15 protein-coding genes and 5 tRNA genes are annotated in these 15,766 nt (G+C 42.8%); 12 read left to right on the plus strand and 8 right to left on the minus strand.

Going from position 1 to position 15,766, the window contains the following annotated elements; translation table 11 throughout:
- Positions 1-8 precede the first annotated feature (8 nt).
- From FTU16_RS05070 to pilB, 3 genes are all read right to left on the minus strand, one after another.
- On the minus strand, positions 9-827 hold the full coding sequence (locus FTU16_RS05070; RefSeq protein ID WP_180055490.1) for an A24 family peptidase: 819 nt from the start codon (positions 825-827) through the stop codon (positions 9-11).
- A 65-nt stretch (positions 828-892) separates the two neighbouring features.
- Positions 893-2,122 (minus strand): type II secretion system F family protein, encoded by a 1,230-nt coding sequence (locus tag FTU16_RS05075; protein ID WP_180059132.1) that lies wholly within the window; start codon positions 2,120-2,122, stop codon positions 893-895.
- A gap of 32 nt (positions 2,123-2,154) precedes the next feature.
- Entirely contained in the window at positions 2,155-3,864 is a 1,710-nt protein-coding gene (gene pilB, locus FTU16_RS05080) for a type IV-A pilus assembly ATPase PilB (protein WP_180162841.1), read from the minus strand.
- A gap of 275 nt (positions 3,865-4,139) precedes the next feature.
- On the opposite strand from pilB, the gene tpiA reads away from it, so the two are divergent.
- The 12 genes from tpiA (at position 4,140) to FTU16_RS05140 (ending at position 12,365) form a co-directional block, all read left to right on the plus strand.
- Positions 4,140-4,931 (plus strand): triose-phosphate isomerase, encoded by a 792-nt coding sequence (gene tpiA / locus FTU16_RS05085; protein WP_180039974.1) that lies wholly within the window; start codon positions 4,140-4,142, stop codon positions 4,929-4,931.
- Positions 4,932-4,944: 13 nt separating this feature from the next.
- Positions 4,945-5,274 carry a preprotein translocase subunit SecG gene (gene secG / locus FTU16_RS05090; protein WP_078192560.1) on the plus strand — a complete coding sequence of 110 codons (330 nt, stop codon included), beginning with the start codon at positions 4,945-4,947 and terminating at the stop codon, positions 5,272-5,274.
- Positions 5,275-5,326: 52 nt separating this feature from the next.
- Positions 5,327-5,411: transfer RNA gene (locus FTU16_RS05095), tRNA-Leu, on the plus strand.
- A 48-nt stretch (positions 5,412-5,459) separates the two neighbouring features.
- Positions 5,460-5,536 (plus strand) — tRNA-Met (locus FTU16_RS05100).
- A gap of 73 nt (positions 5,537-5,609) precedes the next feature.
- A tRNA-Met gene (locus tag FTU16_RS05105) sits at positions 5,610-5,686 on the plus strand.
- A gap of 58 nt (positions 5,687-5,744) precedes the next feature.
- Positions 5,745-5,821, plus strand: a tRNA-Met gene (locus tag FTU16_RS05110).
- A gap of 90 nt (positions 5,822-5,911) precedes the next feature.
- Positions 5,912-5,988: transfer RNA gene (locus FTU16_RS05115), tRNA-Met, on the plus strand.
- A 216-nt stretch (positions 5,989-6,204) separates the two neighbouring features.
- Positions 6,205-6,729, plus strand: coding sequence for a ribosome maturation factor RimP (gene rimP, locus FTU16_RS05120; protein WP_078192559.1), 525 nt, complete (start codon positions 6,205-6,207; stop codon positions 6,727-6,729).
- A 35-nt stretch (positions 6,730-6,764) separates the two neighbouring features.
- Positions 6,765-8,249, plus strand: a complete 1,485-nt coding sequence (gene nusA, locus FTU16_RS05125; protein WP_078192558.1) for a transcription termination factor NusA — start codon at positions 6,765-6,767, stop codon at positions 8,247-8,249.
- A 10-nt stretch (positions 8,250-8,259) separates the two neighbouring features.
- Entirely contained in the window at positions 8,260-10,953 is a 2,694-nt protein-coding gene (gene infB, locus FTU16_RS05130; protein ID WP_180004671.1) for a translation initiation factor IF-2, read from the plus strand.
- Positions 10,953-11,360, plus strand: a complete 408-nt coding sequence (locus tag FTU16_RS05135; protein ID WP_180088887.1) for a ribosome-binding factor A — start codon at positions 10,953-10,955, stop codon at positions 11,358-11,360. The genes infB and FTU16_RS05135 overlap by 1 nt, the downstream gene beginning before the upstream one ends.
- Before the next feature lie 168 nt (positions 11,361-11,528).
- A complete protein-coding gene (locus tag FTU16_RS05140; protein ID WP_180162842.1) occupies positions 11,529-12,365 on the plus strand; it encodes a M48 family metallopeptidase in 837 nt (278 codons plus the stop codon).
- 18 nt (positions 12,366-12,383) lie between these two features.
- Here FTU16_RS05140 and FTU16_RS05145 read toward each other — a convergent pair whose 3' ends face one another.
- The 5 genes from FTU16_RS05145 to FTU16_RS05165 are packed head-to-tail and all read right to left on the minus strand — an operon-like array spanning position 12,384 to position 15,766.
- Complete coding sequence (locus FTU16_RS05145; RefSeq protein WP_180162843.1) at positions 12,384-12,785, minus strand: Na+/H+ antiporter subunit G; 402 nt, start codon at positions 12,783-12,785, stop codon at positions 12,384-12,386.
- A gap of 12 nt (positions 12,786-12,797) precedes the next feature.
- Positions 12,798-13,073: a monovalent cation/H+ antiporter subunit F gene (locus FTU16_RS05150; RefSeq protein ID WP_078189410.1), complete on the minus strand. Its 276-nt coding sequence runs from the start codon at positions 13,071-13,073 to the stop codon at positions 12,798-12,800.
- Positions 13,070-13,591: a Na+/H+ antiporter subunit E gene (locus FTU16_RS05155; protein ID WP_168378198.1), complete on the minus strand. Its 522-nt coding sequence runs from the start codon at positions 13,589-13,591 to the stop codon at positions 13,070-13,072. The genes FTU16_RS05150 and FTU16_RS05155 overlap by 4 nt, the downstream gene beginning before the upstream one ends.
- Before the next feature lies 1 nt (position 13,592).
- Positions 13,593-15,401, minus strand: a complete 1,809-nt coding sequence (locus FTU16_RS05160; RefSeq protein WP_180021481.1) for a monovalent cation/H+ antiporter subunit D — start codon at positions 15,399-15,401, stop codon at positions 13,593-13,595.
- Positions 15,401-15,766: a Na+/H+ antiporter subunit C gene (locus FTU16_RS05165; protein WP_078189407.1), complete on the minus strand. Its 366-nt coding sequence runs from the start codon at positions 15,764-15,766 to the stop codon at positions 15,401-15,403. The genes FTU16_RS05160 and FTU16_RS05165 overlap by 1 nt, the downstream gene beginning before the upstream one ends.

Raw genomic sequence — 15,766 nt, forward strand, 5'->3', positions numbered from 1 at the left:
CAACGACCTTACTGACCCAAATAAATTTTCATAATTTGATCACCCCATAAAAAGGCGATCCATCCGGCGATGGCAATATAGGGACCAAATGCAAAAGGTTGGTTATCTTTACGAACTTTGAGCAAAATAATGCCAATGATTGCACCCACTAGTGAAGAGAGTAATACAATCAGTGGAAGCAGGAAAGGGCCCATCCATGCACCCAAGGCAGCTAAAAGCTTAAAGTCACCATAGCCCATGCCTTCTTTGCCAGTGATAATTTTAAATAAATAGTAAACGATCCATAGGCATAAGAAGCCGATGATATATCCCCAAATGGCTGAGGTTGCAGAGGTATAAATGGCATAGCTATTCACGCCAAGTCCGAGTGCAGCCAAAGGAAGGGTATAACGGTCAGGTAAAAGTTGGGTGTCAAAGTCAATAAATGTTAAGGCAATCAATACATAAGTCAGCACCAAACCAAACAGCATCTGGATGGTTGGACCAAAAACTGCAACAACAATCAGCGCACAGACCATGGTGAGTAGCTCGATCAGTGGATAACGGCTACTGATCGGGTTTTGGCAACTTCCACATTTTCCACGTAACACAATCCAACTGATGACAGGAATGTTTTGATACCAACGAATGGGCGTTTTACATTTTGGACAGGTTGAAGCAGGGGTACTCAGGGTAATCTTGGTTTCATCAATAATCGGTTGGTCTGGATGCAAAAATAGTTGGCAATCTGTGCGCCATTCTTGTTCCATCATCTTCGGCGTGCGGTAAATCACCACATTCAAAAAACTACCGATGCAAAGACTAAAAATCCCAACTGCGATATACATCGCAGTTAGGTTGTTGATTAAGTAGCTAAAATAATCAGTAAACAAAATATTTCCTTTTCTTGGTTTTAACCAACCACTGAACCCATTTGGAAGATTGGAAGGTACATTGCAACAACAAGCCCCCCTACTAAAATCCCGAGAATAGCCATAATTAAGGGTTCCATCATAGAGGTTAAACCATCTACAGCATTATCTACTTCATTCTCATAATGTGTCGCCACTTTATCTAGCATGGCATCTAAAGCACCAGACTCTTCACCAATAGCGACCATTTGGACTGCCATAGGTGGAAATTTATCGGTAACACGCATGGCGAATTGCAATTGCTGACCAGTCGCGACATCTTCACGAATTTTCATGACCGCTGTTTCATAGACCACGTTGTTGGTTGCACCTGCAGTCGATTCTAGTGCATCGATTAAAGGTACACCTGCGGCAAAGGTGGTTGCCAAGGTACGGCTATAGCGGGCAATAATCGCTTTATAAACCAAATCACCAAAAATTGGTGCTTTTAGTGCAGCTTTGTCTAAGAAGTCTCGGAAAGCTTTGCTACGTTTTTTTGCTTCTAGAAACCCACCAATTAATATTGCAATAACCACGAGCATGATAAACCAATAATCTTTAGTCCAATTTGACATATTGACAACCATCTTAGTAAAAGCTGGCAGTTCTGCACCAAATGAACTGAAAAGGCCTTCAAATACGGGTACAACTTTCACCATCAAAATAATGGTCACAATTATCGCGACCACAATAACTGTGGCTGGGTATTTCATGGCCTTTTTGATTTTTTGCTTAAGCAATTCACTTTTTTCTTTATAAATGGCAACACGATCCAGCATGGTTTCAAGTGCACCCGATTGTTCGCCTGATTCAACCAAAGAGCAAAATAGGTTGTCGAAATACTGCGGATATTTACGCAGTGCACCTGCAAAGGTATTGCCGCCTTCAACTTCACCTTTAATCCCCAAAACCACTTCACGCATGGCTGGGTTTTCTAGGCCTTCCGCCACGATTTCAAAACCCTGAACGAGCGGTACACCGGCTTTCATCATGGTTGCAAGTTGGCGCGTGAATACCGTGATATCCAAAGTGGATACTTTCTTTTTCATCAAGCCTTCGAGAATATTTTTGCGTTTTTCTCGAATGGTTTTAATGGTGATGCCTTGCTTACGTAAAGTGACTTTGGCTAAAGCCATATTACGCGAAGGCATTTCCCCTTTGATTTTCGCCCCTTTGCGATCCACGCCTTCATAACTGAAGGTTGGCATCATCTGCGCTTTTTTTACAGCCATGAATTTATCCTTATTTTTAAATACTAATTCACTTACTCACTGGTCACACGATTGACTTCTTGAAGTGAAGTCACCCCCTGCATGACCTTAATTAAGCCTGAACGGCGTAAATTGTTAAAACCTGCTTGATTTGAAGCTTCGGCAATTTGTAAGGCATTGCCATCTTCCATAATAATTCTTGAAATTTCAGGTGTCACTTTCATGACTTCATATATACCGACACGACCTTTATAGCCTTCGCGGCATTCGGAACAACCGACAGGTTGGTATATTTGAAATTCTGGTGTATTTAAATCGTCTTCAGTAAAACCAAGTTCCAGTAGACTTTGTTTTGGTACCTCTACGGTTTCTTTACATTGTGAACATAGGCGACGCGCAAGTCGCTGCGCAATGACAAGGTTCACGGATGTCGCAATGTTAAATGAGGGCACGCCCATATTGCGTAAGCGTGTCAATGTTTCAGGTGCACTATTGGTATGTAGTGTAGACATCACCATGTGACCCGTTTGAGCTGCTTTAATGGCAATTTCAGCCGTTTCTAAATCTCGAATCTCACCGACCATCACAATATCAGGGTCTTGACGTAAGAATGACTTCAATGCTGCAGAGAAGGTGAGGCCGACTTTATTATTTACGTTGACCTGATTGATCCCTTCTAAGTTAATTTCCACAGGGTCTTCGGCCGTTGAAATGTTGGTATCTTCACGGTTAAGAATGTTTAGACCTGTATATAAAGATACGGTTTTACCGGAACCCGTTGGACCGGTAATGAGCAACATGCCTTGCGGTTTTTCTAAAGCCTGCATGAACAGTTCTTTTTGATCCGGTTCATAACCCAACGCATCAATCCCTAACATCGCACTAGAAGGGTCAAGGATACGTAGAACAAGTTTTTCACCAAACAAGGTCGGTAAGGAGTTCACACGGAAGTCGATGGCTTTGTTCTTTGACAGCTTTAACTTGATACGACCGTCTTGTGGAATACGTTTTTCCGAGATGTCCATTTGTGACATGACTTTTAAACGCGAAGCAAGTCGAGTCGCAAGTTGCAAGGGCGGATTGGTAATTGTTCTTAACACGCCATCGACACGGTAGCGGACGCGATAGGTCTTTTCGTAGGGTTCGAAATGTAAGTCAGATGCACCCATGCGAATTGCGTCGACTAGTAGTTTATTGATGTACTTAACAATCGGCGCTTCATCACCCGTTGCCTCATCTTCATCTTCTTGAGATGGATCGGGTGTTTCACTATCTAAATCAAGATCAAAGTCATCATCAAAGTCAAAAGTACTTTCTTCAGCGAAGTTCTGTTCAATTAACTTTTCAAGTTTGTCATGTTCAACAATAATGGTTTCGGTATTCAGCTTACTACCAAACCGAATGGCATCCACTGCTTCAATATTGGTGGGATTACTGATCGCAACGAATAATAAATTGCCATGTTTAAAAATGGGCAAAATACGATGCTTGGTAATTAACTTATCTTCAAATTCATCACGAATAATTAAGGAGGTGTCATAAGTCGAAATATCAAAAACCGGTTCACCGAACTCTATCGAGATGGTTTCAGCGATCAGGCGTGCTGAAAGTTGATATTCCTGAATCAAATGCGGCACGATATCTTGATGAGCCTTTTTTGAATTTTGCAGCGCTGTTTGCATTTTTTCGGCAGACAGATGCCCTTCGTCAACTAAGCGACGAATAAACCCCGTAAATCTTGAAGAACCTTGAACTGCTGTCATGCTTTTACTTGCCTATGCTTCAGTCTGTTTATAATTGGTATAGCAAAATTATACTTTTGTTGCACAAAAATACCATATCTTAAAGTGTTGTCACTAGCTAAGAATTGGTAAAAAGCATGAACCAGTCCTTAAATCTGCTTAATTTTTTTACAGAAAAGTGAAGATCTTGGAATGACTGGTGTGGTTCGAAGATGCAAATGTGTTGAAATTTATCTTCAAAATTATGAATTACGTGTAGAATGTGCCCGATTTCATCTTTGTCATGTGGGATAAATATGTCGGGTTCGACGATTACGCCTTGGGTAGTGGGTAACTGGAAAATGAACCCATTGCAAGCCGATGCTGGCGCACTTCTTAAGAATTTTAAGCAATTATTAAATGAACAAAATATTGCTGAAGCGGCATGCCATATTGGGGTTGCACCAACAGCTATTGCTCTGACCACGGTGCAAAATGAATTAGCACAAGCTAGCCGTAACATCATGACTGTTGCACAAGACGTTTCTCGCGTTGCAGGTACAGGTGCATATACGGGTGAGCTCAGTGCTGAGCTATTAAAAGATTATGGTGTTGAATTTGTACTGATTGGTCATTCAGAACGCCGTGAAATTTTTGCTGATCAACCGCATATCATTAATGAAAAAGTAAAAAATGCATTAAACGCAGGTTTGACTGTGATTTATTGTGTGGGTGAAAGCTTAGAACAACGTGAAAGCGGTCAAGCAGAACAGGTTGTGTTACAACAAATATGTGATATCGCTGCTGTCGTACAAGCAGAGCAGTGGAAACAAATTGTGGTGGCTTATGAGCCAATTTGGGCCATTGGTACAGGTAAAACAGCGTCACCTGAAGATGCACAAGCGATGCATGCTAAAATTCGTGAAGGTTTAAGCCAAATCACCCCAATGGGACTTCATACTGCGATTCTTTATGGTGGTAGTGTAAAACCTGAAAATGCAGTAGAGTTGGCAGCCTGTCCGGATATCAATGGTGCGCTGGTCGGTGGTGCATCATTAAATGCAGAGTCGTTTTATAAAATTGCTCAAGCATTTGCAAATACAAAATAATTAGGAGTTCAGCATGCATACGTTTGTGCTGGTGGTACATATTATCTTAGCGATTTTAATGATCGTGCTGATTTTAGTTCAGCATGGTAAAGGCGCAGATGCGGGTGCATCTTTTGGTGGCGGCGGTGCTGCAACTGTATTTGGTGCATCGGGTTCGGGTAACTTTATGACCCGTTTGACTGCGATTTTAACGGCTTTGTTCTTCGTTACGAGCTTGACACTTGCTGTGTTTGCAAAGAAACAAACGACAGATGCTTATAGTCTGAATGCGATTTCTTCAGTACCGACTGCGCCAGCAAAATCGGCTGAAACTTCGCCAACTGCACCAAAAAGCGCTGAATAATTTATTTAGCGCTTTCTTTTTTGACGTGTTGCGACTAGAATGCGTCACAGCTGCGGTGGTGGTGGAATTGGTAGACACGCTACCTTGAGGTGGTAGTGCTTTCGGGCGTGGGGGTTCAAGTCCCCCCTTCCGCACCAACTTATAATCCAGAACATAAGTTGGTGTATGCAGCAAAACTCTGTTGATGCGGGATGGAGCAGTCTGGTAGCTCGTCGGGCTCATAACCCGAAGGTCGTTGGTTCAAATCCAGCTCCCGCTACCAATCAATTCTATTTTTAAGATGCAAACTTTTAAATGGACAGCTTTTAAAGCTGAGAGAACTATTTGCATATTGATGCGGGGTGGAGCAGTCTGGTAGCTCGTCGGGCTCATAACCCGAAGGTCGTTGGTTCAAATCCAGCCCCCGCTACCAATCTTATATAGCGCACAATTTATATAAGCAGTTTATCTGAAAGTCATTGTGATGTTGATGCGGGATGGAGCAGTCTGGTAGCTCGTCGGGCTCATAACCCGAAGGTCGTTGGTTCAAATCCAGCTCCCGCTACCAATCCTCTGAGATGCAACTCAGTAGGGCAATTCTTCAGGTTGTTTTAGATTGAAAATGACCAAGAAATTGTATATAATTTTTGCATGTTGATGCGGGATGGAGCAGTCTGGTAGCTCGTCGGGCTCATAACCCGAAGGTCGTTGGTTCAAATCCAGCTCCCGCTACCAAGTTTCTAAAAGAGGCTCACAACTAGGTGGGCCTTTTTGCACAGTGGACTATGGTTTTCTGTGTAATAATGGGGCGATTTACGCCCTTTTTTATTGGCTATCGTGTAGTGTCGACAGTATTTTGGTCAAACCGTCATGTTTCACTACTACTATAGTTTCGTATTGGTCTGTAGTGGTCATTTCGACCATCGAATCGCACAAATTTGACGAGAGTAAATGAAGCTATCAAATAAAACTCAAGCACTTCAGGACTTAATTGCCCCAGCGGTGCAAGCATGTGATGTAGAACTTTGGGGGATTGATTTCCAACCTCAAGGAAAACGTTCACTGTTACGTATTTATATCGACCGTGAAGTTGATGAAAATGCAGAACCTGTCATCAATGAAGATGGCGAAGTTGAGCAAGGCCGTGGTATCGGCGTGCAGGACTGTGTTCGTGTCACTCAGCAAGTGGGTGCGATGTTGGATGTACATGATCCAATTTCAGGCGAATATGCATTAGAAGTGTCATCTCCAGGTTGGGATCGTCAGTTCTTTAAATTGGAACAAATGACGGCATACATTGGTCAGCAAGTCGCTTTGCGTTTGATCAGTGCTGTGGATAATCGTCGTAAATTCCAAGCCAAACTTGTTAACGTAGACCTTGAGAACGAAATGATTCAGGTTGAAGTTGAAAAGCAACAAGTGTTGGATATTGACAGCCACAATATTGATAAAGCAAATCTGGTTTTCCAAGATTAATTTAATAAATAAGAATCTGAACGAATAGGTGACTTATGGCTCGTGAAATTCTTACCGTAGTAGAAACGGTTAGTAACGAAAAAGGTGTAAGTCGTGATGCAATTTTTGAAGCGCTTGAACAAGCTTTAGTTGCAGCGACTAAGAAGAAATTCTACGAGGGAACTCACTCGGAAGAAGCTCGTCTACGTGTAGAAATCGACCGTCGTACTGGTGATTACCGTACTTTCCGTCAATGGGAAGTGGTTGCCGACGAAGATCACGAAATGCCAGCATGCCAAGATGCGATCTCTGATGTAGATCCTGCAAAATGGGCAATTGGTGATATTCGTGAACTTGAAGTTGAATCGATTGATTTCGGTCGAATTGCGGCACAAATTGCGAAACAAGTGATTGTTCAAAAAATTCGTGAAGCAGAGCGTGCACTAATTGCAGATGCTTACGAATCTAAAGTTGGTGAACTCATCTACGGTGAAGTGAAAAAACAAACCAAAGATGGCTTTATCATTGATTTAGGTGACAATGCAGAAGCATATCTTGCGCGTGAAGAAATGATCGCTAAAGAAATTCTACGTCCTAAACAACGTGTGAACGCGATTTTGTTTAACGTAAACCGTGAAGGCCGTGGTGCTCAGTTATTACTTTCTCGTTCTAAACCAGAAATGCTCATTGCATTGATGAAGAAAGAAATTCCTGAAATTGCTGAAGAAATCATTGAGATTAAGGCTGCTGCACGCCAACCTGGCGTTCGTGCTAAAATCGCTGTGAAAACAAACGATCACCGTATTGATCCTGTAGGTGCATGTATTGGTATGCGTGGTACACGTATCCAAGCAGTTCAATCAGAGTTAAATGGTGAGCGTATTGATGTAGTCGTTTGGTCTGATGACGCGGCACAGTACATTGCAAGTGCTCTAGAGCCTGCTGATGTATCAGGTATCGTGATTGATGAAGAAGAACGTACTGCAGATATTATTTTTGCAACGAGTGATCAGTTAGCACGTGCAATTGGCTCTCAAGGTCAAAACGTACGCTTAGCATCTGAATTGACTGGTTACAAGCTCAATATGATGCTTGAAGAAGAATATCACGCACGCCAACAAAACGAAGCGCAACAATATTTAGATATGTTTGTTACACGTCTAGATATTGATGAAGACTTAGCGATGGCGTTAGTTGAAATGGGTTTCACATCATTAGAAGAAATCGCGTATGTTCCTGCGGAAACATTCGATGAGATCGAACTTGATGCTGAAACTGTTGAAATGCTGCAAGGTCGTGCAAAAGAAATTGCATTGGCTGATGCATTGAAGCAACAAGAAAACATCCAAGAGCCAAGCGAAGAGCTTGCTGCAATGGAAGGCGTGACTAAAGAAATCGCATATGCGCTTGCCGCTCGCGGTGTGGTAACTGTAGATGATCTTGCAGATCAAGCCACTGACGATATCTCTGATATCGAAGGTTTAGGTGCTGAAAAAGCAGGTCAACTTATTATGAAAGCGCGCGAATCATGGTTTAACTAGGAGGTAATATATGACGGACAAGTCGATTAAGGAGTTAGCTCTCAACGTGGGTCGTCCAGTTGAGAAGCTACTGGAACAGGTTCGTGATGCGGGTTTACCACAAACTAAACCTGACGATATTATCTCCACTGAACAACAAAATGCCCTCGTTAACCATTTGAAAAAAGTTCATGGTCAGGATGCGGGCAATGCAGGACAAATCACGTTGAAACGTAAAACTACCAGTACTGCTAAAGTGGCGAGTACATCGGGCAAGGCAAAAACGATTAATGTAGAAGTTCGTAAGAAACATACATTTGTTAAACCGGATCCTGAGCAAATTAAAGCTGAAGCATTAGCGAAAGCACAAGCTGACCAACAAGCACGTAAACAGGAACCTAAGGTTGAAGCGAAAGCTGAAGAACCGAAGCAACAACCAGTATCTAAAGCGAAACAAGCTTTAGAAGCAATGCGCGCTGCTGCGAAGCAAGAACATGCGAAGCAAGAAACACCGAAAGCTGCGGTTGTTGTAAAACGTAAGTCAAACAACAAGCCAATTACAAAACCTGTTGAAACTCTAGAACAGAAAAAAGCACGTGAAGCTCAAGCAGCACAATTGAAAGCTGTAGAAGAAGCGGCGCGTCGTAAAGCCGCTGAAGAAGCGCAACAACGTACGCTTGAGCAAATGCGTCAAATGGCGTCTAAGTATTCTAACGAAGACACTACTGCGACCATTCGTGTTGTAGATGATTCTCCGCTTGCTGCCGGCCTTGTAGGTCAGGCATATGAAGATTCATTTGCGAAAGAAGACCGTGAAATTAAACGTGGTACCAATACCAACAATTCACGTTCACCTAAAAAAGGTGGTCGTCGTGGCGAAGAGCAATCTTTCCGTGATAACTCACATAAACGTGGTTTAAAAACAAGTCAAGCGAACAAGCATGGCTTTGAAAAACCAGTTAAAAAACAAGTTTATGATGTTGAAATTGGTGAAACAATTGTTGTTGCTGACTTGGCTGCGAAAATGGCGGTTAAAGTTCGCGAAGTTATCAAATCACTCATGAAAATGGGCGAATTGGTTACTCAAAACCAAGCGATTGATCAAGAAATTGCAGCACTTGTTGTTGAAGAAATGGGTCATAACCCAGTATTGGTTTCTGATACTCAAGCAGAAGACAACTTACTTGAAGCAGCTGAAGAAGCGCGTGGTGTCCAAACCACTCGTCCGCCAGTTGTGACAATTATGGGTCACGTTGACCATGGTAAAACATCACTTCTTGACCGTATTCGTCGCTCTAAAGTGGCTGCAGGTGAAGCAGGTGGTATCACACAGCATATTGGTGCTTACCATGTGAAAACTGAAAAAGGTATTATTACTTTCTTAGATACACCGGGACACGCAGCATTTACTGCAATGCGTTCACGTGGTGCGAAATCTACAGATATCGTAGTGTTGGTTGTTGCAGCAGATGATGGTGTTATGCCACAAACTGCGGAAGCGATTGACCATGCACGTGCAGCAGGTACGCCAATTATTGTTGCTATCAACAAAATGGATAAAGAGTCTGCTGATCCAGATCGCGTATTGAATGAGTTGACGACGAAAGAAATCGTACCTGAGCAATGGGGCGGTGACGTTCCAGTGGCAATGGTTTCTGCGCACAGCGGTGCAGGTATCGACGAGCTTCTAGACTTGATCTCAATTCAAGCCGAACTTCTTGAGCTTAAAGCATCTGAAGAGGGTGCGGCACAAGGTGTTGTAATTGAAGCACGTGTAGACAAAGGTCGTGGTGCGGTAACGTCGATTCTTGTTCAAAACGGTACATTGAAAGTGGGTGACCTTGTTCTTGCAGGTTCATCATATGGTCGTGTACGTGCGATGACAGATGAAAATGGTCAACGTATTAAATCTGCTGGTCCTTCGATTCCTGTGGAAATCTTGGGTCTACCAGAAGCGCCAATGGCAGGTGATGAAGTTCTTGTTGTAAATGACGAGAAAAAAGCACGTGAAGTTGCTGATGCGCGTATGGATCGTGAACGTCAAAAACGTCTTGAACGTCAATCTGCGATGCGTCTTGAAAATATCATGGCGTCTATGGGCAAGAAAGATGTGCCTATTGTCAACGTGGTATTGAAAACAGACGTACGTGGTACTTTGGAAGCATTACACGTTGCACTTGCTGAACTTGCAACTGATGAAGTGAAAGTACGTATTATTGGTTCAGGTGTTGGTGCGATCACTGAGTCTGACGTAACACTTGCTGAATCATCAGAAGCGGTTCTTCTCGGCTTTAACGTACGTGCTGATAATACTGCACGTCAAAAAGCTGATGCTGATGGTATCGACATTCGTTACTACTCAATCATCTATCAATTAATTGATGATGTGAAAGATGCGATGAGCGGTAAATTGGCGCCTGAACACCGTGAAACAATTCTGGGTGTTGCTGAAGTACGTGAAGTGTTCCACTCAAGTAAATTCGGTGCTGCTGCAGGTTGTATGGTACTTGAAGGTACATTACACCGTAATAAACCGATTCGCGTATTACGTGATGACGTGGTGGTATTCCAAGGTGAGCTTGAATCTCTTCGTCGCTACAAAGATGTGGTTGAAGAAGTTCGTGCCGGTATGGAATGTGGTCTTGCGGTGAAAGGCTATAAAGACATCAAAGCACAAGATAAGATTGAAGTGTACGATGTTCAATTAATTAAACGGAGTCTTTAATGGCGGGTAGTCAACGTCTGAAGCGTATGGCGGATACAGTACAACGTGAGTTGTCAGAACTGATCCGTCAGGAGCTGAAAGATCCACGCTTAGGTGGTCTCGTGACCATCTCTGCCGTGAAGGTGAGCCCAGACTTAGGATATGCCGAAGTTTATGTGACTGTAATGGGTCGTGAGCTAGGCGATGAGCAAAGTGAAGCCGCAAATAAAGAGACTTTAGATGTCTTGAATAAAGCATCTGGTTTCTTGCGTCATGAACTAAGCCATCGTATCAAAACACGTATTACGCCACGTTTGCGTTTCCATTACGACAAAACAAATGCTTATGGCAACTATATGTTTGGTCTAATTGCGGAAGCGGTCAAGGACTTACCTCCTACTGACGAAGCAAAAAAAGATGATGAATAATTCAGTTCGCTGAATGAAAAAAGCCACCTTCGGGTGGCTTTTTTATGTTTGAATGGTCATTCTTTAAAAATCCCCAATAACACACAGAATTATAACTAGATGATAAAACTAAGCTTGAAAATGACATTGGATAGTCCAGTCTATACACACAATATAATAAAAAAAATCATGCTATTGAGCAGCATATTACTCATCACTATGCCAAGTTGGGCATGTTTAAATACCTATGTAGAAGATTTTTATACATCTGATTCAGAAAAAGAAAATCAACACGAAGAAGATCATGATGAAAAATTGAATAACTTTGTCTCAAGGCATCCTAGCCCAATAGACTATCAGGCAGAAAATGATTATGCCGTACATCAGATCTACGCAGGCCGTTACGATTTAGCCATTAAGGTTTTGCGTGCAATTGAAAAAGAGCATCCAGGTTTACCAAAGACTGCAGTGAATTTAGGTACTGCATATGAGTTGATTGGCAATATTCCACAGGCCAAAAAATGGATTGCTGAAGGCATGAAGCGTGATCCATCGATACATCTTGGCAGTGAATGGATTCATCTGAATATTTTAACAGCCAAAGAAAAACGTGCGACAGCAAAATATTTTCATGAATATCCATTGTTGAATGTACATTATGGAATAGGTTATGTACCTGATGCGCACTGGAAGAATCAACGAAAACTCACAACAGCGGAATACGATGCCATACGAGAGCAGGCCAGTTTACAGATTAATGAGCGGAAAAATTTTGTTTCAAGACAGGATGCCGTGATGGCACAGCTGTTTTATGAATTGGCGAATCTTGAGATGAGTCAATATCAGCCTAATTGGTCTGATCATTTTCAAAGTCGTTATGAAACAAATATACTGATTGATTTAGCAGAAAAATATGGATTAAAGACGACGCCATATAACCAAAAGCGTTTGCAATATATGGCTCAAAGCAGCGTATTTGAAAAAATGTGGATGCGAATCAAAGATTTTTTTAGCTCGAAGGCATAATCAAAACTAGATCTGGATTTAATCCAGATCTTCCGGTTTTGAATGGATTTTAGAGTGAAAGGCACGGCGCCGAGTTCGTTGCCAAGGAAGAGGGCGATTGAGCGCTTCTGGTGCATCACCACTCATCGAGCGCAGTCGTAAATGTAATGCCGCTTGTGCCATGAGGTTTGCAGAAACCGGTGCGGTGATAAAGGCAAAGAGCGTGATTAGGATTTCTGCAAAACCAAAACGACCTTGAAATGCTGCATAAATAATTGCAGCAATTAGAAAACTTCCTAAGCCTAAGGTGCTCGATTTGGTCGGTGCGTGCAGACGCATAAATAAGTCGGGTAGGCGAACCATGCCAATACCGCCGACCAACATGAAAAAAGCGCCAATAACCAAAAAAATCGAGACCAAAATTTCTATGACTAATTGCATATTAATGTACTCCTAGTCGATGACGTGGCCAGTGGTGAAATATCGTGCTAAAGCGGCTGTAGACACAAACCCCAGCATGGCAACCAATAAAGCCCCTTCAAACATCGATGTACTTGCCCAATAAATACCTAAAATGACAATTAAACAGGTAGCATTTAAAAATAAGGTATCTAAAGCAAGTAGCCGGTCTACGATTGAGGGTCCCATCACCAAGCGAATGAGACACAGTAACATCGAGATCGTCACAGCAACTAAACAGATGCCAAGCGCATACGGTAAAATTGTCATGCGGATTCTCCTGTATCAGCGCCAAAAATGAGGATGAGAGGGCGTTCATAGCGCTCTTTAATGGTTTGAATTTCCGCTTCAGGGTCATCCGTGCTCAGCGCATGGACCAAAATATCACCACGGTCTTGGTCAATCCCAGCAGACACCGTACCGGGTGTGGTGGTGATGATCATCGCAAGTAAAGAATTGACTTCCTCATGCTGTGTATCGAGAGGAACACGGAACCATTTCGGATGAAGTTTATGTGTTGGCCCAAGGACTAATTTTGCAACATGGATATTACTGACAATAATATCCCACAGCACCACAAAGAATAATTTACATGCCGCCAGCCAGTTGATATTCGGCGTTCGGTCAATAAAAGGGCGAACCAATCGCGGAATAACAATGGCTAAAACCAAGGCCATACAGAGTGTGGCCGCATCTAGACTGTGCGCCAACATAACCCAGCTCAGACCAACCATGACTGATACCAATGGATGCGGAAACCAGCGATTTAATACAGATGTTTTCGCCATGTTAAGGTGCCTCCATCGGTTTTAGTTGGGTCTCTTCAGGTAGTTTTTCTTCTTGTTGCTGTCCCTGAATTTGGCGTTGCTTGTACTCAGAAATATGCTTGCCATGTAGAGTTTCAGGTGCGATCAATGCAGGAATGAGGTGTGCATTTGGATCGGCTGATTCACCACCATATTTGGTTTCAGGTAAATTTTCAGGATCATAAGGTTGAACACTGATGATTTGGCCTTTTTCATCCTTTTTCAGTAGCAACGATTCATATAATGGATTGTCTTGAATTTGCTGTGCAGTTTTGTAGGTATAGTCATAGATCGGCGCAGCAAAAACCATATATCCCACAAGCGCTGTTAACAGCAGATAAATGGTTTTGTCATTACGAAGCGGTGCCTTATTCGGCAAAGCCTGATAACGCTGATATTCTTCAGTATCAATATCATCTTCTGGGCGAGATGAACGCCAGAAAAGCACAAAACCAACTCGGGTGAATGCGATAATACTGAGTAAACTCACCAACAATACGATCAAAATAATCATGATTTGGTAAGGTGAGTTTGCCGTTGCTTGTAAGAGAAATACTTTACCTAAAAAGCCGCTAAAGGGCGGTAGACCAGCCATCATCAACGCAATGATGAAATAGCAGACAGCAACGGTATTATGCTGTTTCATATGGGGCGCAATTTTAAAATGATCTTTAAATTCGCCACGTTGTGAGGTAATCCAACCCGAGAGAATATAAAAAGCTGCACCAATGATGGTACTGTGAATCAGGTAGTAAAGCCCCGCAGCCCATGCATCCGTATTAAAGAGTGAAATCGCAACCAATATTGTCCCGATAGAAGACAAAATCATAAAACCGACAAAACGACGTAAACGATCGGTTCCGATAGCACCATAAGCACCATAGAGCGAGGTTACTAAGCCAATCGGTAACAGCCACTGTTGTAAGATTTCACGGCTAATCCCATCGTCAAACACAGTACCATTGACACGGAGAATGGCATAGATGCCGACCTTAGTCATGATGGTGAATAAGGCTGCGACAGGCGTGGTTGCCACAGCATAGGTCTTTGGTAACCAGAACCCTACAGGCAGCATTGCAGCTTTGATGCCAAAGACGGTAAACAGTAACAATGCACCAGCCACTGCGATACGATGTTGATCCGCTTCAAGCAAAGGCATAAGTCGTGCAACATCAGCCATATTTAAGCTACCTACACTGCCGTAAATCATCCCGAGTCCAATCAGGAAAAGGGCAGAGGCAAATAGGTTAATGGTGACGTAATGAATACCCAATTGAAAACGTGCTTTGCCTTGGCCGTGTAAGAGCAAAACATACGATGCCATCAGCAGGATTTCAAAGAAGACAAATAGGTTAAATAAATCGCCTGTTAGGAACGCACCACACAAACCCATCAGTAAGAAATGGCACATGGCATGGAAATAACGACCACGCTCATCCCATTCTTTGCTGGCAAACCACATCACTGGCACAGCAAGACCATAAGTCAGCACCAACATGAATGCTGAGAGTCGATCTAGAACTAAGACGATACCAAACGGTGCGGCCCATTCACTCAAGTTATAAACCAAAACTTGACCAGAGCTGGCAATCATCAAATAACTGATGGATGTGATCAGTCCGAGGATACCAGAGACATAACTGATTCCGCGACGCCAAGGTTGTCGCCAGTCATGCGCCAACGAGCCAGAACCGGGGTTGCCCAGCAGGACTAAAATAAATGCAGTAATTGCAGGAATTAAAATACTGAAAATCGGGCTATGCGTAGTCCAAAATTGGATGAAGTCATGCATTATGGCTCATCCTCCCGCGGGTCAATTTGCGGTATTTCTTCTTTGGAGTCCACATGATCTGTTCCAGTTTCATAGCGGCTACGCAGAGCCAATTGTACGATAAAGGCAGTGGTCGCAAAGCCAATCACAATGGCTGTCAGGACCAAGGCTTGTGGTAAAGGATCGGTCGCTTTGGTGGTTTCAGTTAACACGGCAGGTGCGTTGACATGAATACGCCCCATGACAAATAAAAATAAGTTCACGGCATAGCCAATCATGGCTAAACCCAGTACGACAGGAAAGGTACGTGCCCGCAAAATCAGGTAGACCCCTGTTGCAGTCAGTAAGCCAATGGCTGAAGCGAGTAAAAATTCTAAACTAATCAT

The organism is Acinetobacter sp. YH12069 (genome assembly GCF_013419675.1).
Taxonomy (GTDB): domain Bacteria; phylum Pseudomonadota; class Gammaproteobacteria; order Pseudomonadales; family Moraxellaceae; genus Acinetobacter; species Acinetobacter amyesii.

What these genes read in the sequence shown, in the direction of transcription:
- FTU16_RS05075 (WP_180059132.1), bottom strand. Translation starts at nt 2,122, where the DNA reads ATGGCTGTAAAAAAAGCGCAGATGATGCCAACCTTCAGTTATGAAGGC.
- FTU16_RS05150 (WP_078189410.1), bottom strand. Translation starts at nt 13,073, where the DNA reads ATGACAATTTTACCGTATGCGCTTGGCATCTGTTTAGTTGCTGTGACG.
- FTU16_RS05165 (WP_078189407.1), bottom strand. Translation starts at nt 15,766, where the DNA reads ATGATTAGTTTAGAATTTTTACTCGCTTCAGCCATTGGCTTACTGACT.
- nusA (WP_078192558.1), top strand. Translation starts at nt 6,765, where the DNA reads ATGGCTCGTGAAATTCTTACCGTAGTAGAAACGGTTAGTAACGAAAAA.
- FTU16_RS05145 (WP_180162843.1), bottom strand. Translation starts at nt 12,785, where the DNA reads ATGCAATTAGTCATAGAAATTTTGGTCTCGATTTTTTTGGTTATTGGC.
- secG (WP_078192560.1), top strand. Translation starts at nt 4,945, where the DNA reads ATGCATACGTTTGTGCTGGTGGTACATATTATCTTAGCGATTTTAATG.
- FTU16_RS05070 (WP_180055490.1), bottom strand. Translation starts at nt 827, where the DNA reads ATGTATATCGCAGTTGGGATTTTTAGTCTTTGCATCGGTAGTTTTTTG.
- FTU16_RS05155 (WP_168378198.1), bottom strand. Translation starts at nt 13,591, where the DNA reads ATGGCGAAAACATCTGTATTAAATCGCTGGTTTCCGCATCCATTGGTA.
- FTU16_RS05135 (WP_180088887.1), top strand. Translation starts at nt 10,953, where the DNA reads ATGGCGGGTAGTCAACGTCTGAAGCGTATGGCGGATACAGTACAACGT.
- infB (WP_180004671.1), top strand. Translation starts at nt 8,260, where the DNA reads ATGACGGACAAGTCGATTAAGGAGTTAGCTCTCAACGTGGGTCGTCCA.
- tpiA (WP_180039974.1), top strand. Translation starts at nt 4,140, where the DNA reads ATGTCGGGTTCGACGATTACGCCTTGGGTAGTGGGTAACTGGAAAATG.
- pilB (WP_180162841.1), bottom strand. Translation starts at nt 3,864, where the DNA reads ATGACAGCAGTTCAAGGTTCTTCAAGATTTACGGGGTTTATTCGTCGC.
- rimP (WP_078192559.1), top strand. Translation starts at nt 6,205, where the DNA reads ATGAAGCTATCAAATAAAACTCAAGCACTTCAGGACTTAATTGCCCCA.
- FTU16_RS05140 (WP_180162842.1), top strand. Translation starts at nt 11,529, where the DNA reads ATGCTATTGAGCAGCATATTACTCATCACTATGCCAAGTTGGGCATGT.
- FTU16_RS05160 (WP_180021481.1), bottom strand. Translation starts at nt 15,401, where the DNA reads ATGCATGACTTCATCCAATTTTGGACTACGCATAGCCCGATTTTCAGT.